Source organism: Pseudomonas sp. BO3-4 (assembly GCF_034044115.1).
GTDB lineage: Bacteria > Pseudomonadota > Gammaproteobacteria > Pseudomonadales > Pseudomonadaceae > Aquipseudomonas > Aquipseudomonas alloputida.
The window spans coordinates 3,648,858-3,665,261 of sequence record NZ_CP139018.1 but is presented as its reverse complement, the minus strand read 5'-3'; the positions used below and the strand labels follow the sequence as shown (position 1 = coordinate 3,665,261).

Annotated in this window: 13 protein-coding genes and 1 riboswitch; of the genes, 6 read left to right on the top strand and 7 right to left on the bottom strand. The window is 64.4% G+C overall.

Annotated features, from left to right (window positions below; all coding sequences use genetic code 11):
* Positions 1-4: 4 nt before the first annotated feature.
* Both REH59_RS17060 and REH59_RS17055 read right to left on the bottom strand, forming a co-directional pair.
* The gene (locus REH59_RS17060) at positions 5-1,684 is read right to left on the bottom strand and encodes a hydantoinase B/oxoprolinase family protein (RefSeq protein ID WP_014860992.1); all 1,680 of its coding nucleotides are present in this window, start codon (positions 1,682-1,684) and stop codon (positions 5-7) included.
* A gap of 220 nt (positions 1,685-1,904) precedes the next feature.
* Positions 1,905-2,759, bottom strand: a complete 855-nt coding sequence (locus tag REH59_RS17055; RefSeq protein WP_128573754.1) for a LysR family transcriptional regulator — start codon at positions 2,757-2,759, stop codon at positions 1,905-1,907.
* A gap of 92 nt (positions 2,760-2,851) precedes the next feature.
* On the opposite strand from REH59_RS17055, the gene REH59_RS17050 reads away from it, so the two are divergent.
* A complete protein-coding gene (locus REH59_RS17050) occupies positions 2,852-3,280 on the top strand; it encodes a multidrug/biocide efflux PACE transporter (RefSeq protein ID WP_004577017.1) in 429 nt (142 codons plus the stop codon).
* Positions 3,281-3,747: 467 nt separating this feature from the next.
* On the opposite strand, the gene REH59_RS17045 is transcribed toward REH59_RS17050, so the two are convergent.
* The 4 genes from REH59_RS17045 to REH59_RS17030 all read right to left on the bottom strand — a co-directional run bounded on the left by REH59_RS17045 (position 3,748) and on the right by REH59_RS17030 (position 7,164).
* Positions 3,748-4,767, bottom strand: a complete 1,020-nt coding sequence (locus tag REH59_RS17045) for a branched-chain amino acid aminotransferase (RefSeq protein WP_003247906.1) — start codon at positions 4,765-4,767, stop codon at positions 3,748-3,750.
* Between the two features lie 136 nt (positions 4,768-4,903).
* The gene (locus REH59_RS17040) at positions 4,904-6,481 is read right to left on the bottom strand and encodes an ATP-binding cassette domain-containing protein (protein ID WP_320450330.1); all 1,578 of its coding nucleotides are present in this window, start codon (positions 6,479-6,481) and stop codon (positions 4,904-4,906) included.
* Positions 6,482-6,652: 171 nt separating this feature from the next.
* Positions 6,653-7,015, bottom strand: a complete 363-nt coding sequence (locus tag REH59_RS17035; protein ID WP_004577131.1) for a hypothetical protein — start codon at positions 7,013-7,015, stop codon at positions 6,653-6,655.
* Complete coding sequence (locus REH59_RS17030) at positions 7,012-7,164, bottom strand: hypothetical protein (RefSeq protein ID WP_004577132.1); 153 nt, start codon at positions 7,162-7,164, stop codon at positions 7,012-7,014. Before REH59_RS17030 ends, REH59_RS17035 begins: the two co-directional genes overlap by 4 nt.
* A gap of 100 nt (positions 7,165-7,264) precedes the next feature.
* A riboswitch (cobalamin riboswitch) is annotated at positions 7,265-7,482 on the top strand.
* Positions 7,483-7,581: 99 nt separating this feature from the next.
* Here REH59_RS17030 and cobW point away from each other — a divergent pair.
* From cobW to REH59_RS17010, 4 genes are all read left to right on the top strand, one after another.
* Entirely contained in the window at positions 7,582-8,649 is a 1,068-nt protein-coding gene (cobW, locus tag REH59_RS17025; RefSeq protein WP_003247913.1) for a cobalamin biosynthesis protein CobW, read from the top strand.
* Between the two features lie 3 nt (positions 8,650-8,652).
* Positions 8,653-12,414: a cobaltochelatase subunit CobN gene (cobN, locus tag REH59_RS17020; protein ID WP_014860000.1), complete on the top strand. Its 3,762-nt coding sequence runs from the start codon at positions 8,653-8,655 to the stop codon at positions 12,412-12,414.
* A 1-nt stretch (position 12,415) separates the two neighbouring features.
* The gene (locus REH59_RS17015; RefSeq protein ID WP_004577135.1) at positions 12,416-13,429 is read left to right on the top strand and encodes an ATP-binding protein; all 1,014 of its coding nucleotides are present in this window, start codon (positions 12,416-12,418) and stop codon (positions 13,427-13,429) included.
* A gap of 77 nt (positions 13,430-13,506) precedes the next feature.
* Positions 13,507-14,097, top strand: coding sequence for a vWA domain-containing protein (locus REH59_RS17010; protein ID WP_012052138.1), 591 nt, complete (start codon positions 13,507-13,509; stop codon positions 14,095-14,097).
* Between the two features lie 106 nt (positions 14,098-14,203).
* Here the strand turns inward: REH59_RS17010 and REH59_RS17005 are convergent, their stop codons facing one another.
* Positions 14,204-14,470, bottom strand: coding sequence for a hypothetical protein (locus REH59_RS17005; protein ID WP_003247923.1), 267 nt, complete (start codon positions 14,468-14,470; stop codon positions 14,204-14,206).
* A gap of 341 nt (positions 14,471-14,811) precedes the next feature.
* Between REH59_RS17005 and REH59_RS17000 the strand changes: the two genes are divergently transcribed.
* A complete protein-coding gene (locus tag REH59_RS17000; protein ID WP_003247925.1) occupies positions 14,812-16,137 on the top strand; it encodes a sigma-54 dependent transcriptional regulator in 1,326 nt (441 codons plus the stop codon).
* Positions 16,138-16,404 lie beyond the last annotated feature (267 nt).

The following is a 16,404-nucleotide window of genomic DNA, read 5'->3' as shown; positions in this document are numbered from 1 at the left end:
CCGGTTAGCGCGGGGCGCGGGCAAGGCGGGTGGCTGTTTCGTCCAGTTGGCCATCGGCATCGAGGACCACGCCATATTCCAGGGCTGCGCCTTGTGGCGAGACCAGGCCGTTGCGCACGTCCTCCAGTACTGCTGCGACCCGACGGCGCAGTGGGTCGCCGTAGCCACCACCCCCTGGGTTGATGTTGATGATGCGTTCGCCGGGCTGCAGGGTGAGCATGGGGTTCTGCGTGTAGTGGTCTTCGCGGCCATCGGCATGGCGATGGATCAGCCGGCCCAGTTTGGGCTCGAGCAGGGCATTGCGAGCCCCGGCGGCACCGGCGGTGGGCAACTGGCGGCCCTCGCCGAAGCCGACCACGGTCATGGCGTGGTCCAGCGGTTCGATCTCCAGGCGGGTGCCCGAACCACCGCGCAATTCACCGGCGCCACCACTGTCGGCCATCAGGCTGTAGCGGTGGATCAGCACCGGATACGCGTGTTCGAGCAGCTCGATGTCACCGCTCATCAGCGCCCCGAAGCAGCACAGCGGGCCGCAGGCGTGCCAGCCATCCATCACCTTGTTGGCACCGGCTCCGGAAATGATCGAGGCCAGCACCATCGTCACGTACTCGCTATTGCCGTTGCGCGGGTCGCGGCCGGCAATGTTGATGCCGCTGGTATGCCCCCAGGAGGCCGTTACCCGCTGTGGCGAGGCCTGTTCCAGTGCCGTGCGCACGGCATCGGCGAGGGTTTCCATCGGCGTGGTGGTGCAATTGACGTGAGGCGCGGGTTCCTCGGCATTGCACAGCGTACCCCTGGGGCCGACATCGACCGTTACGCAGCGATACAGGCCTTCGTTGTAAGGCGGCGCCACCTGAGCGAACATCATCAGCCCCAGGTAAACCCCGGATACCGAGTTGCCCTCATAGGAATTGATGAAGTACGGCACCTGCGGCGGGCTTTCGATGCGCACATGGGCCTGGTCGCCACGGATCTGCACATGGGCGGTGATGGCCAGTTCACCCAGGCCGTGGCCGGCATCTTCGAGCACGGCGGTGCCGCTGTAGTCACCATCCGGCACATCGCGCAACAGCGCCCGCATGTGTCGGTCGGCCATGTTCTTCAGTTCGGCGATGCAGGCACGCACCTGTGCCACGCCGTACTTGTCCAGCAGCTCCAGCAAGTGCCGCTCGCCGACCTTGCAGGCGCCATACTGGGCATTGAGGTCGCCTTCCTGATAGGGGCGGGCGCGCATGTTGGTGAGCATGAAGTTGATCACGTCCTCACGACGCTTGCCCTTTTCCCACAGCTTGACCGGTGGAATGCGCAGGCCCTCGGCATAGATCTCCTTGGCATCGGGGTTGTAGCCCGCCGGCACCGGGCCGCCGATGTCGGTCAGGTGGCCCTTGCAGACGGTCCAGAACACCAGCTCGCCCTGGTAATACACCGGTTTGTACATGCAGCAGTCGAGAATATGGCTGCCCTTGTAGGCGGGGTCGTTGTGGTAGATCACGTCGCCTTCGGCGATGTCGTCGCCGAAGAACTCGGCCACGCATTTCATGGCCGGTATCAGCGAGCCCAGGTGGATGGGAATGTCCTGGCCCTGCAGGATCATTTCCGGCAAGTGGTCGAACAGCGAGTTGGAATAGTCGTGTGCCAGGTTGAACACACTGGAGCGCCCGGTCTTTTCCAGGGTCAGGGTCATTTCGCGTTGCGCTGTCTCCAGCGCACCCCGGACAACCGCAAGGGTGATCGGATCTACTGTCTGCATAGGTCACCAACGTTTGTTCTTGTGCTTTTTGGGTGCGTGCCGCAGCGGGGCGGCGCGTGGTGACAGGCTAAGGGGCGGGGTGGGGGGAAGGCTTGTCGCTGGGTGTACCGGTTGTTGTGTCTGGGCGCACTTCAAGTTCGGGCAGGCGACACAACTATTGCCCCAACATTTGTCGCACCAGCCATTGCCCGGCCGGCCCCAAGGCACGCCGGCTCGACCAGGCCACATCCATATCCACCCGCCGGGGGTAACCCGCTATCTGCAACTCCACCAGCTCGTTGCCAAACCGTTTTACCAGCGCCCTGGGCAGCTCGGCCCAGCCAAACCCGCGCACGGCGAACTCCAGCAGGGTAAGGTAATCCGGTGCCGACCACGCTTGGCCACGGCCATGGTGCAGGCTGGGGGCATAGGTCTTGATATACAGCTGTCGTACGTTCTCCAGATGCTGCGCCTTTACCTGCGCCAGGCTTGCCAACGGATGCTCGCTGGCGACATACACGCCGAACTCTGCCTGCTCCGGCAAGCGCGCCACGGCCACGTCGGCGGGGTAGCCGGGCTGTGTGGCAAGGATGCCGACATGGGCCAGGCCCTGCTGGATCATCTCGATCACATCAGCGTCCTCCGCCGGGCCGCAGCGTAGCTCGGTATGGGGGTAGTGCTGGGCGAAACGAGTCATCACCGCCCCCTGGAACGTTACGCTGTAGCTGTCCGACATCACCACAGATACCAGCGCCTCGACATTTTGCGCCAGTCGCACTGCCAGCGCATCGAGCTGGGCGCTGGCATCGAGAATCGCCTCGACATGGCTCAGCACCTGCCTGCCCGCCTCATTGAGCGTGGGGTGGCGGCCATTGCGGTCAAACAGCGGGCAGCCGATATCGGCCTCGAAATTGGCGATGGCGATGCTGACAGTGGACTGGCTTTTGCGCAGCTTGCGCGCCGCCGCAGAAAACGAACCGAGTGAGGCGGCTTCGGTAAAGGCGACCAGAGCTTCGGGAGAGTAACGCATGGTATTGATAAAACCGATGGTAGCTATGTCGCGAGTATCAGTTCTATCAAAGAAAATGGGAAGCACGACTCCCGCAATGGATGGAATGTGCAATGAAAAACGTGTCTTTCACCGAACGCCTGGTCCACGCCGTTGGCTATGAAGTTTTTGCGGTACTGCTGTGTGCGCCGCTGCTGTCCTGGATCATGGGCAAGTCGTTGGCAACGGCGGGCGCGCTGGCGGTGACCCTGTCGGTGATCGCCATGCTGTGGAACATGGTTTACAACGCACTGGTTGATCGCTGGGTGCAAACCGAACGCATCAACTGGAAGGCCAGTACGCGTTTCGTGCACGGTCTTGGCTTCGAAGCCGGCCTGGTGGTGTGGTGCCTGCCGGTGGCGGCTTGGATGCTGGAGATTTCGCTGCTGCAGGCGTTCATGGTGGAGCTGGGCTTCTTCGTGATCATCCTGCCCTACACCGTGGTCTACAACTGGGCGTTCGACAAAGCCCGGCACCTGCTGGTGCAGCGGCACCTGGCATGATTCTGCCACCTGGCGCGGTTCACTGATCGGAGGTGGACACAGGTCGGTGGTTGGGGACAGGCCGTCGTAGGAGCGGGTTCACCCGCGAAAGGGCCGGGCCTGCTGGCCAATCTCCACCCGCCGTTCACCGTCGCTGCCGCCACCGTATTCGCGGGTAAACCCGCTCCTACCATGGGGGGCACAGGTCGGTTGTTGGGCGCAGGCCGCCGTAGGAGCGGGTTCACCCGCGAAAGGGCCGGGCCTGCTGGCCAACTCCACCCGCCGTTCACCGTCGCTGCCGCCACCGTATTCGCGGGTAAACCCGCTCCTACCACGGTGGTGGACACATGTGGGGGGGTGGGCGCAGCCGGTGTCATGCCCCGCGTCGCCTGCTTTGCGGGTACAACCGCCCAAGGTGACCGTATAAACCCATGAAAAACGGGGCATGCCATTGCTGGCATGCCCCGTTTTCATACAGCTGATGCGCCTCAGGCGACCTTGACGATCCAGCCTGCCGGTGCCTCTACATCGCCGCTCTGGATACCGGTCAGCTCGTTGTAGAGCTTCTGGGTAACCGGGCCGACCTTTTCCAGGTCGTGGAACACGTGCAGCTTGCCGTTGTACTCGATGCCGCCGATCGGGGTGATCACGGCTGCGGTACCGCAGGCACCGGCTTCGACGAAGCGGTCCAGCTTGCTGATCTCGACATCGCCTTCGATCACGGTCAGGCCCAGACGCGATTGCGCCAGTTCCATCAGCGAGAGGCGGGTGATGCCTGGCAGTACCGAGGCCGATTTCGGGGTGACGAACTCGTTGTTGGCGGTGATGCCGAAGAAGTTGGCCGAACCGACTTCCTCGATCTTGGTGTGGGTCAGCGGGTCGAGGTAGATGGCGTCGGCGAAGTTGGCCTTCTTCGCTTCAGCACCCGGCTGCAGGCTGGCAGCGTAGTTGCCACCGACCTTGGCCGCGCCGGTGCCCTGTGGGGCAGCACGGTCGAAGCTGGAAATCTGGAAGTTGTGCGGCTTCATGCCGCCCTTGAAGTACGAACCAACCGGGATGGCGAACACCGAGAAGATGAACTCGGGGGCGGTGCGCACGCCAATGTTGTCGCCGGTGCCGATCACGAACGGGCGCAGGTACAGGGCGCCTTTGCCGTGCGGTGGCACGAACTTTTCATTCGCCTTGACCACTTGCTTGCACGCTTCGATGAACACATCGGTCGGCACGTGCGGCATCAGCAGGCGTGCGCAGCTGCGCTGCATGCGGGCCGCGTTCTGGTCCGGGCGGAACAGGTTGATCGAGCCGTCCTTGCAACGGTAGGCCTTCAGGCCTTCGAAGCACTGCTGGCCGTAGTGCAGGGCCGTGGAGCCTTCACTGATGTGCAGTACGTTGTCTTCGGTCAGGGTGCCCTTGTCCCACTCGCCATTGCGCCATACGGACAGGTAGCGTTTGTCGGTCTTGATGTAGTCGAAACCCAGCTTGTCCCAATTAATGCTTTCGTTGCTCATGACACCCTCATTGTCTTGCAAGTGCCCGATCGCTCGGGCTGCTGTTATATGCGCACCATGCCACCTTAAACCATCCTTGGCGGATCGGGAACGGCCAGTCACGAATTGATAGGCTGCGATGCTTTTTTTTCGGTGTCTACAACAGCAAGTACTCATCCAGCGCCAGGTTTTCCAGCAATACCGCATCATGGGACGCCACTATCAGCGCCCCGCGAAACTGCCCAAGCATACCTTCCAGCGCCGTCAGCGATGGCAGGTCAAGGTGGTTGCCGGGTTCGTCCAGCAGCAACAGATCGAGCGGCCGTTCGCGGTACAGCACGGCGGCCAGCGCCGCCTTCATACGCTCGCCGCCGCTCAGCAGGCTACTGGGCAGTTCGATACGGGCCGCATCCAGGCCCAGTTGCGCCAGGCGGCTGCGCAATTTTCCCTGGGCCAGCGTCGGGTTGGCTTGGCGCAGGTGTTCGAGCACGCTGCGGTTGCCTGCCAGTGTGCTGCAGTGCTGGTCGAGTAGGGCGGTCTCGCCACTGAGGCGCACATTGTCGGGCGATGCTGGCAATTCCCCATTCAGCAGCCTGAGCAGGGTGGACTTGCCACTGCCATTGGCGCCGATCAGCCCTACGCTCTGGCCCAGGCACAAGCGCAGGTCAAGCGCTTTGCGGGTGCCATGGGGCAAGCAAAGTGCCTGCAAGGCCAAGACCTCTCGGCCCGGATGACGCTGAGGAGTGGGCGCGTGCAAGGTAATAGCGCTGTCTTGCTCCACCTCGCGGGCGGCGTCACGCACTTTGCCCAGTAGCGTTTGCCGAGCATCGCGATGGTCGCGGCGCTGCTTGCCAGCAGTGGCCTGGCTGCGCTCCTGCTTGCGGTCGACCAGAATCTTGGCCTGGTTGGCGTGCTTGGCTTGGCGCCCGGCCCGGGCTTGATGGCGCTCCAGGTCTTCGCGTTGGCGCTGCAGTTCACGGGCCTGGCGTTGCTGCTCTTGCTTCAGCCGGGCAAGTTGCTGCTGCGCCTGCGCCGTCTGGTTGGCTTTTTGCGCACTATAGAGGCTGTAGTTGCCACCGTAGGCCTGCAAGCCCAGGCTGGATAATTCGACAATGCGTGCCATGTGCGCCAGCAGGCTGCGGTCGTGGCTAATCACCAGCAAGCCACGGTCCCAGGCTTCGATCATGCTCAGCAGCTGGGCACGGGCGTTGCTGTCCAGGTGATTGCTTGGCTCGTCGAGGATCAGGTAATCGGCATCGCTGAGCCACGCGCCAATCAGTGCCACGCGCATGGCTTGGCCACCGCTCAGGGTCCGTGCGGGCTGGCGCCAGTCGAGTTGACCCAGCCCGTGGCCCTCAAGCTGCAGCTGCAATTGCTCGCGGATATCCCAGCGCTCGCCAACGGTGTCGAAATCCTGGGGCTTGATGCTGCCTTGCTCGATGCGCTCCAGCGCCGCAATCACCGGCCCCACTTGGGCCAGGTCGGCCAGCGTGGCGCTGCGCGCGATGACTTGCTGGTCCAGCAAATGGACAGGCCCGAGGCGCCGACAATGGCCGCTGCTCGGTTCACGCCGGCCGGCAAGAATCTGCCCTAGCAGGCTTTTGCCCACGCCATTGCGCCCGACCAGGCCGGTGCGGCGTTGGTCGAAGGTTTCGTTGAGGTTGCTAAACAGCGGCCTGCCATCAGGCAAGGCCAAGGAGACGCTGTCCAGCGTCAGAATCGACGTGTTCGTCATGCACAACTCCACAAATGCCGCGACATCTCCGGAACGAACCGGAGGCTGAAGACTGGCCGTCGAACGGACGGCGGCATCAATGGCGCATTGGACGAACACCTCGTCATTTAGAGAATGCGTAGCCTAACGGACCGTCTGGGGCCGGGTAAAGCACCGGCTGCCGGTTGGGGCTCAGCGCTGCGTCTGCAAGCGCTTGGCCCAGTCTCCGCCGTGGCCGTGCGCGCAGGCTTCTTCACTGTCGAATCGCACATGCCAGGCCGGATGGTCCAGCTCAATGCCGGCTTGCTCCAGCGCCAGAGCGGTAAGTGCCAGCATGCGCGCCTTCGCATCACCGACCACGGCCGCTGCCTTGTCGGCCTCTTGCTCGAATACCCAGGTAATACGCAGGCTGCTCGGAAAGTCCTCCGGGTTGAGGCGATGGGTTAGCCAACAGAAGCCGACAATCTCCGCCTTGGCGGTTTCGCAGGCATCGGTCAGGCATGCCACCAACTCCCGCTCCAGGCGGCCTATTTCGCGTTTGCCCAGTGCCTTCATGGGTTGGCCTCGTCATCGATCTGCTGGCAAAAGCGCAGGTGGTTGTCTAACGGGGCCTGCCCCTGCACCTGCAGACAATCCAGGTAGAAAGCCTTGGCCTTGTCGGCCGAGAACATGCGCAGTACCGGTAGGGCGGGGGCGAGGGGCATGGGGCGTCCTTGTCCGTTGAAAAGGTGCCACTGTAGCGCAGTTGCTCCCCTTATGGTCGACCAGCCGGCAGCAATGGTTGACCACCCGCCAGCCACTGCGTAGCCTTGCCCACTTCGAGGTTCTTCGGCCTGGCCGAAGCTAAGACGGGAACGCGGTACAAGCCGCGGCTGCCCCCGCAACTGTAAGCACCGACAACGGATCGACACAGCCACTGCGCCAGCGCGCGGGAAGGCGTCATCCCGCCAGCCCGCTGTTCGACTGAACGGGGACATGGAACGGTGCAAGCCAGGAGACCTGCCTCGTCACGTTTTCGACTTTCAACCGGGCGGGGTGATCCGGTGGCGAACAAGCCCGGCCGGCCTGGCCTGCGGCTGTCGTCCTGCATGCCCGCGCCACACTGCCAAGGGCAATGCGACATGAAAACACTGGCCAAGCTCCCCGTCACCATCGTCACCGGCTTCCTCGGCTCGGGCAAGACCACCTTGCTGCGCCACATGCTCGACAACGCCCAAGGGCGCCGCATTGCGGTCATCGTCAACGAATTCGGCGAACTGGGCATCGATGGTGAAATCCTCAAGCAGTGCAGCATCGGGTGCACCGAGGAAGAAGCCAGCGGCCGCGTCTACGAGCTGGCCAACGGCTGCCTGTGCTGCACCGTGCAGGAAGAGTTCTTCCCGGTGATGCGCGAGCTGGTGGCCCGCCGTGGCGACCTCGACCACATCCTCATCGAAACCAGCGGCCTGGCCCTGCCCAAGCCATTGGTACAAGCGTTCCAGTGGCCGGAAATCCGTAACGCCTGCACCGTCGATGCGGTCATCACCGTGGTCGACAGCCCGGCCGTGGCCGCCGGCACCTTTGCTGCCTACCCGGACCAGGTCGATGCCCAGCGCAAGCTCGACCCTAACCTGGACCATGAATCGCCCCTGCATGAGCTGTTTGCTGACCAGTTGGCCAGCGCCGACCTGGTGGTGTTGAACAAGGCCGACCTGATCGACGCCGAAGGCCTGGCCAAGGTGCGTGCCGAGGTGGCCGAAGAACTGCCGCCGGCGGTGAAAGTGATCGAGGCCAGCAGCGGCAAGCTGCCACTGGAGGTGCTGCTGGGCGTGGGTGCCGAGTCCGAGGCGCATATCGATGGCCGCCGAACCCACCACGATTCGCACCACGATGGCGACGATCATGACGATCATGACCACGACGCTTTCGACTCCATCTCCATCGACCTGCCAGAAGCCGACGAAAGCCTGCTGCTCGATGCATTGACCCAGTTGGTGGTGGAGTTCGGTATCCTGCGCGCCAAAGGCTTCGCCGCCATCCCGGGCAAGCCGATGCGCCTGCTGGTACAAGGCGTGGGCACCCGTTTCGACAAGCACTTCGACCGCGCCTGGCGCGCCGATGAGCCGCGCATCACCCGCCTGGTGCTGATCGGCCAGGACCTCGATGCTGCCCAGCTGGAAGCGCGCCTGCGCCAGGCGCTGGGCGCCTGACCCATGCACCTGCTGCGGACCCAGCCCGGTGGTTTCGTACCGGATGACAGCATTGCCGACCTCGGCCAGACACCCGCCGAGCTGGTGATTCTCTGCAGCGGCGATTCACACCTGGCCTTGCTCGCCGACACCGCCGAGCAATTGCCCGAAGACTTTCCCAGCCTGCGCCTGGCCAACCCGATGCAGGTGCAGAACCATGCCTCGGTCGACCTGTATGTCGACCAGGTGCTGCGCCACGCCAAGGTCATCCTGGTGTCGCTGCACGGTGGCGTTGGTTACTGGCGCTATGGTGTCGAACAACTGGTCGAGCTGGCCGCCCGTGGCGTGCAGCTGATTCTGGTGCCGGGCGATGACCGCCCGGACCCGGAGCTGACCCGCCTGGGCAACGTCCGCGGTGAGCAGGCCGAGCGGCTTTGGCATTACCTGCGCCAGGGCGGCAAGGCCAACGCCATCAACCTGTTCAACTGCCTGGCCAGCCAGTGGCTGGGCCGCGATTATGCCTGGGACGAGCCGCAGCCTTTGCCGCGCACGGCGGTCTATCACCCCGCCAAGGGCAGCGCGACACTCGAGGACTGGTACCCGCACTGGCACCCCGAGCAGCCAGTGGCGCCGCTGCTGTTCTACCGTTCGCACCTGCAAGCGGCCAATACCGCGTTCATCGACGTGTTCTGCCAGCGCCTGCAGGCTGCCGGCCTGAACCCGTTGCCGATCGCCGTGGCCAGCCTCAAGGAAAGCGCCTGCCTGGAACAGGTCGAAGCCTGGCTGGACGAGGTCGGCGCCGAAGTGCTGGTCAATACCACCGGTTTCGCCTTGTCCAGCCCCGAGCGCCCCAACCTGCGCCCGTTTCGCCGCGACATCCCGGTGCTTCAGGCAATCTGCGCGCAGGACAACCAGCCAGGCTGGGAAGCCAGCGAGCAGGGCCTGGGCGCGCGCGACCTGGCCATGCACATTGCATTGCCGGAGCTGGACGGGCGCATCATCACGCGCCCGGTCAGCTTCAAGGACATGGCCTGGCGCAGCGAGCGCAGCCAGTCCGACGTTGTCTGCTACCGCGCCCACCCCGAGCGCATGGACTTTGTCGCCGAGCTGGCCCGCCGCTGGGTCGAGCTGGCCCGCCTGCCCAATGCCCAGAAGCGCGTGGCATTGGTGCTGGCCAACTACCCGACCCGGGATGGCCGCATTGGTAATGGCGTCGGCCTGGACACGCCCGCTGCCGCACTCAACATCCTCAAGGCGCTGCAGGCCGAAGGCTATCCGCTGGCCGAGTTGCCGGGCAGCGGTACGCAACTGATCCACCAGCTGCTCGGTGGCGTGACCAACGACCTCGACCATCTCGACCAGCGTCCCTGTGCCCAGAGCCTGAGCCTGGCCGATTACCAGGTGGCCTTCGAGCGCCTGCCGCAGGCCAACCGCCAGGCAGTACTGGAACGCTGGGGGCCACCCGAACAGGACCCGATGTTCCGCAGCGGCCGGCTGATGGTTGCCGGCCTGCGCTTTGGCTTGACCTTCGTCGGTATCCAGCCGGCGCGGGGCTACCAGGTCGACCCTAGCGCGGTGTATCACGACCCTGACCTGGTGCCGCCGCACGGCTACCTGGCATTTCACTTCTGGTTGCGTCACGCATTTGCCGCCGATGCGGTGATCCACGTCGGCAAGCATGGCAACCTCGAATGGCTGCCGGGCAAAGGCGTCGGGCTGTCGGCGCAGTGCTGGCCGGACGCGCTGCTGGGTCCGCTGCCGAACATCTACCCGTTCATCGTCAATGACCCGGGCGAGGGTGCCCAGGCCAAGCGCCGCACCCAGGCGGTGATCATCGACCACCTGATGCCGCCGCTGACCCGTGCCGAAACCTATGGCCCGCTGCGCCACCTGGAACAACTGGCCGACGAGTTCTATGAAGCGCAGTTGCTCGACCCACGGCGTGCCCGCGAGTTGCAGCGTGACATCCTCGAGCTGGTCAAGGCCAACCACATCGACCGTGAATTGCAACTGGAAGGGCAACTGGACGATGCGGCGCTCTGGCTGCCGCGCCTGGATACCTACCTGTGCGACCTGAAGGAGTCGCAAATTCGCGATGGCCTGCACGTGTTTGGTCAGTCACCTGAGGGGCGGCTACGCCTGGATACGCTGCTGGCGTTGTTGCGGGTCGAGCGTGGCGACGGCCGTGGCGGCAATGCCAGCCTGCTGCGGGCTTTGGCCAAAGCACTGGTGCCGGGCTGGGACCCGCTCGACTGCGACCTTGGGCAGCCGTGGCAGGGCATACGCCCTGAACAGCTGCAGGCCATGAGCAATGAACCTTGGCGCACCTGTGGCGACACCCGCGAGCGCCTTGAGCTGCTGGCACTGCAGGTGATCGGGCAGGCGCTGGAAGGCACAGCACAGTTACCCGACCTGACTGAGTGGCAACCGGTGCACGCTGTAGTGCAGGCCCTGCGTGAAGCGGTCGCACCCAGCCTGGACGCCTGCGGCACGGCTGAAATGCATGGCCTGCTGGCGGCACTGGCCGGGCGCTTCGTGCCCGCCGGCCCCAGTGGTGCGCCTAGCCGAGGGCGCCTCGATGTGCTGCCCACTGGCCGCAACTTCTATACCGTGGATGTGCGCAACCTGCCCACCACCACAGCCTGGCGCCTGGGCTTCGCCTCGGCCAGCCTGATCCTCGAGCGCCATCTGCAGGACCACGGCGATCATTTGCGTCAGCTCGGCCTGTCGGTGTGGGGCACGGCGACCATGCGCACCGGCGGCGACGACATCGCGCAGGCCATGGCGCTGATGGGCGTGCGGCCTGTCTGGGCCACCGGCAGCCAGCGCGTCGACGACTTCGAAATCTTGCCGTTGAGCCTGCTCGACCGCCCGCGGGTGGATGTGACGTTGCGCGTTTCCGGCTTCTTCCGCGATGCCTTCGGTAACCTGATCCGCCTGTTCGACGCCGCCGTGCAGGCCGTGGCCGCGCTGGACGAACCTGACGACCTCAACCCCCTGGCTGCCCGCGTGCGCAGCGAACGGGCCACGCTGCAGGCTCAAGGCGTGGATGCCGAGCAGGCTGCACGTCAGGCTGGCTGGCGGGTGTTCGGTGCCAAACCCGGCGCATACGGTGCCGGGGTGCAGAACGCCATCGACGGGCGCTTGTGGCACAGCCGCGACGACCTGGCAGAGGTCTACCTCAACCACGGCGGCTATGCCTACGGCGGCAGCGACGACGGCACCCCGGCCCGCGCCCAGTTCGCCCAGCGCCTGGCCAAGGTGCAGGCGGTGCTGCAGAACCAGGACAACCACGAGCACGACCTGCTCGATTCCAACGATTACTACCAGTTCCAGGGCGGCATGCTGGCGGCCTCGGAAACCCTGTCCGGGGCGGTGGTGGCCAGCTACCATGGCGACCACAGCCAGGCCGACCGACCGCGCATCCGTACCCTCAAGGAAGAGCTGAACCGGGTGATCCGCGCGCGTGCGCTCAATCCCAAGTGGATCGACGGGGTCAAGCGTCACGGCTACAAGGGTGCCTTCGAGATGGCCGCGACAGTCGACAACCTGTTCGCCTTCGACGCCACCACGCACCTGATCGACGACCATCATTACCAGGGGCTGGCCGATGCCTATGTGCTCGACCCGGCAACCCGCGATTTCATGCGCGAGCACAACCCCGAGGCCCTGCGCGACCTCACCGAGCGCCTGCTGGAGGCCCAGCAGCGCGGCTTGTGGCAGGCGCCGGGCGACTACCGCGAAGCCCTTGAGGACCAACTGCTCGATGGCGAGGAACAGGCTTGAAATGAGTGAACCCGTACAATTTCCGCTGGCGGCCGTGGTCGGTGCAGACGACCTCAAGCTGGCGCTGTGCCTGACCGCCATCGACCCCAGGATCGGTGGTGTGCTGATCGAAGGGCCGCGTGGCATGGCCAAGAGCACCCTGGCCCGTGGCCTGGCCGACCTGCTTGGCGAAGGCCCGTTCGTCACCTTGCCATTGGGCGCCAGTGAAGAACGGTTGGTCGGCACCCTCGACCTGGATGCCGCGCTGGGGCAGGGCAAGGCGCAGTTTTCCCCGGGCGTGCTGGCCCAGGCCGACGGCGGTGTGCTGTATGTCGATGAAGTCAACCTGCTGCCCGACACCTTGGTCGATCTGTTGCTTGACGTGGCTGCCAGCGGCACAAACCGTATCGAACGTGACGGTATCTCGCATCGGCACAGCGCCCGCTTCGTACTGATCGGCACCATGAACCCGGAAGAGGGCGAGCTGCGCCCGCAGTTGCTCGACCGTTTCGGCTTGAACGTGGCGCTGGAGGGCTTGCCGGAGCCCGAGGCCCGGCAGCAGATCATTCGCCGCCGTCTGGCCTTCGACAGTGACCCTCAGGCGTTCTGCGCACACTGGGCCCAGGCCCAGGCGCAACTGCGCGAGCGCTGCCACGCGGCGCGCCAGGCCTTGGCCGACATTGCCCTGGATGACCAGGCGCTTGCCTGGATTACCGAGCGCTGCTACGCCGCCGGCGTGGACGGCCTGCGCGCCGACCTGGTGTGGCTGCGCGCTGCGCGCGCCCACTGTGCCTGGCGTGGGGCTGCAGCTATCGAAGAAGTGGATGTCGAGGCGGTGGCCGAATTCGCCCTGCGCCATCGCCGCCGTATGACGCCCCAGGCCAGCCCGCCGTCGGCGCCACAGCCGCCTGACCAGCAGCCCGGCGCCGGCAACCCGGGCGAACAGGGTGGGCAGGGCGACTGGGGGGCATTACCGGCACAGCCGGTAGCCAGCGGCGCCCGCCGCGAGGTGCCGAACTGGGCAAAAAAGCCCTGAGCATCCCCCAGCCACCAGCCAACGGGGCGGATGCCAGAACGGGCATAGGCAAGCAGAACGGTACCCGCCGTGGCCTCGTGCGAAATGCGGCGGCCGGCCGGGTAGCCTGGCTGCCGACCTTGCTCAAAGGGCGGCCACGCCAGCGACAGGACCTGTGCTGGCAGCAGCGCCAAGGCAGGCCGGCAGAATTGTGGCTGGTGATCGTCGATGCCTCGGCTTCAACCCGGCGCCATCAGGCGCTGGCACAGACCAAAGGGCTGCTGGCGGCATTGTTCGACCAAGCCTATCGACAACGCGCCCGCCTGGCCCTGCTGACTGCCAGCGGGCGCACACCACAGTGGCAGCGCCACGGGCTGAAGGCATCCGCTGCCTTGCAACCCTGGCTGCAGGCCTTGGGAGCAGGTGGGGGCACGCCGCTGATCGCCGCACTGGAACAGGCGCGGCACTGGCTACAGGCGCGGCAGCGAGCCCATCCGCAAGAGGCCTTGCGTTGCCTGGTGTTCACCGACGGTCGCCTGCAGCACAGCAATACCGTGCAGCCGATGCCATGCGCCACGTTGTTGGTCGATATGGAACTGGCGCCCGTGCGCCTGGGACGCGCGCAGCGTCTGGCAGAACAATTGCAGGCTGATTACCAGCACTTGCAGCAATTCAAGGTGGTGGATTGAACTGGCAGGTTGCGACACGTTGTCGCAATTGGGAAAGTTGCCACAACAGCAACAGAGAAGTTGTACAAGTGCGTGACCATGCACGCACTTGTTGTGCTGGCCGATATTACTTCGGCATCGACCACGGTTGCAGGTCGTAGCCCTTTTCACACAATTCGGCGCGCACTTCTTCGATCAGGCTGGCCCACTGGGCTGGGTCGGAGTAGATGCGCGACGACACTTGCTTGGCGCCGATGCGGGTGCTGGTCCGGTCGATCACTGCCAGGCTCAGTTCACCAGTACCGTTGGGTGCATCCCAGGCTACGCACTGGAAAGGTTCGAAGGCGTGGTCGGCAATCAGCAGTGCTTCGTTGACACGGAGCGGGGCATTCATGGTTCGGTCTCTCTATGGTCCCAAACATCGAAGTGAAGTCCGCGTTGCTTCAAAGTCGCCTCATTGATCGCGAAGTGCAGCGCGGGGTTATGTCTACTGATGCTCGTTGTTCGTGGGTAAGTCACACATTGGCTGTAAATTTTTTTTCAGGGTCGACGCTGTTCTTGCCTGCGCCGCCATGTGATGTCGATAAAGTGCGAAAATTCCCGTGGCGGTTTGTAAAAAAATGATTCGGCAGACAGACGGTACTGGGAACCGTCAACTTCGTTGCTACTGTTAAACGGGCGCCACAACTTGCTGTTTTACTTCAAAAAACCAAAAACTGGCGCCAAGGATCGGTCATGCAGCAGCCTGCCGCTCAACGCCGTTTGCTTATCGTCGACCCCTGCGACGATTGCCACCGCTTGTTACCTGGCCTGCGCAACGCAGGCTGGGATGTGGACAGCTGTATGCTCGGGGCTGCGCTGGACCACACGTGCGATGTCGGGCTATTGCGCTTGCAGGCTTCGCACCTGAGGCACCCGGACGCGGTCAAGGACATGATCAAGCGCAGCAACACCGAATGGATTGCCGTGCTCAGCGCCGATCAGTTGCGCATGCCGGCGTTCGGTGATTTTGTGTGTGAGTGGTTTTTCGACTTCCATACCCTGCCGTTCGACGTCTCCCGCGTGCAGGTAACCCTGGGCCGGGCCTTCGGCATGGCGCGCTTGCGCGGCAAGGGGGCCATCAAGGTCGATGAGGCAACCCATGAGTTGCTCGGCGAAAGCCGACCTATCCGCGAGTTGCGCAAGTTGCTGGGTAAACTGGCACCCACCGAATCGCCTGTGCTGATCCGCGGGGAGAGCGGCACCGGCAAAGAGCTGGTGGCGCGCACCTTGCACCGTCAGTCGCAACGCAGCGAGCAGCCGTTCATCGCGATCAACTGCGGGGCGATCCCCGAGCACTTGATCCAGTCCGAACTGTTCGGCCATGAGAAGGGCGCCTTTACCGGTGCCCACCAGCGCAAGACCGGGCGTATCGAAGCGGCCGATGGCGGCACATTGTTTCTTGATGAAATCGGCGACCTGCCGTTGGAATTGCAGGCCAACTTGCTGCGTTTTTTGCAGGAGAAGCACATCGAGCGCGTGGGTGGCAGCCAGCCCATACCGGTGGATGTACGGGTGCTGGCGGCCACCCATGTGGACCTTGAGCGGGCCATTGAGCAAGGGCGTTTCCGCGAAGACCTGTATTACCGCCTGAACGTATTGCAGGTGGTGACCGCGCCGTTGCGCGACCGGCATGGTGACCTGTCGATGCTGGCCAACCATTTTGCCCATTTCTACAGTGTGGAGACCGGGCGTCGGCCACGGTCGTTCAGCGACCATGCCCTGGCGGCGATGGGGCGGCATGACTGGCCGGGCAATGTGCGCGAACTGGCCAACCGCGTGCGCCGCGGGTTGGTGCTGGCCGAAGGGCGGCAGATCGAGGCGCAGGACCTGGGGTTGCAACTGCTCGACCCGGAACAACAGCCGCTGGGCACGCTGGAAGAGTACAAGCAGCGCGCCGAGCGCCAGGCGCTGTGCGATGTGCTCAACCGGCACAGCGACAACCTGAGCGTGGCGGCCAAGGTGCTGGGCATTTCACGGCCGACGTTCTATCGGTTGTTGCACAAGCACCAGATACGCTGAGCGCTGCTGAGGTACGCTTGCGCTGTTCTTTGAAGCCGCTCTTACACAAGCCCGTGTAGGAGCGGGTTCACCCGCGAAAGGGCCGGGCCTGCTGGCCAATTTCCACCCGCCGTTCACCGTTGTCGCGGCTATCGTATTCGCGGGTAAACCCGCTCCTACCGGGGAACCACAAGCCTGCGTAGGCGCGGGTTTACCCGCGAAAGGGCCGGGCCTGCTGGCCAATGTCCACCGGCCGTTCACTGTTGTCGCCGCTACCGTATTCGCGGG

What these genes read in the sequence shown, in the direction of transcription:
- REH59_RS17060 (WP_014860992.1), bottom strand. Translation starts at nt 1,684, where the DNA reads ATGACCCTGACCCTGGAAAAGACCGGGCGCTCCAGTGTGTTCAACCTG.
- REH59_RS17055 (WP_128573754.1), bottom strand. Translation starts at nt 2,759, where the DNA reads ATGCGTTACTCTCCCGAAGCTCTGGTCGCCTTTACCGAAGCCGCCTCA.
- REH59_RS17050 (WP_004577017.1), top strand. Translation starts at nt 2,852, where the DNA reads ATGAAAAACGTGTCTTTCACCGAACGCCTGGTCCACGCCGTTGGCTAT.
- REH59_RS17045 (WP_003247906.1), bottom strand. Translation starts at nt 4,767, where the DNA reads ATGAGCAACGAAAGCATTAATTGGGACAAGCTGGGTTTCGACTACATC.
- REH59_RS17040 (WP_320450330.1), bottom strand. Translation starts at nt 6,481, where the DNA reads ATGACGAACACGTCGATTCTGACGCTGGACAGCGTCTCCTTGGCCTTG.
- REH59_RS17035 (WP_004577131.1), bottom strand. Translation starts at nt 7,015, where the DNA reads ATGAAGGCACTGGGCAAACGCGAAATAGGCCGCCTGGAGCGGGAGTTG.
- REH59_RS17030 (WP_004577132.1), bottom strand. Translation starts at nt 7,164, where the DNA reads ATGCCCCTCGCCCCCGCCCTACCGGTACTGCGCATGTTCTCGGCCGAC.
- cobW (WP_003247913.1), top strand. Translation starts at nt 7,582, where the DNA reads ATGAAAACACTGGCCAAGCTCCCCGTCACCATCGTCACCGGCTTCCTC.
- cobN (WP_014860000.1), top strand. Translation starts at nt 8,653, where the DNA reads ATGCACCTGCTGCGGACCCAGCCCGGTGGTTTCGTACCGGATGACAGC.
- REH59_RS17015 (WP_004577135.1), top strand. Translation starts at nt 12,416, where the DNA reads ATGAGTGAACCCGTACAATTTCCGCTGGCGGCCGTGGTCGGTGCAGAC.
- REH59_RS17005 (WP_003247923.1), bottom strand. Translation starts at nt 14,470, where the DNA reads ATGAATGCCCCGCTCCGTGTCAACGAAGCACTGCTGATTGCCGACCAC.
- REH59_RS17000 (WP_003247925.1), top strand. Translation starts at nt 14,812, where the DNA reads ATGCAGCAGCCTGCCGCTCAACGCCGTTTGCTTATCGTCGACCCCTGC.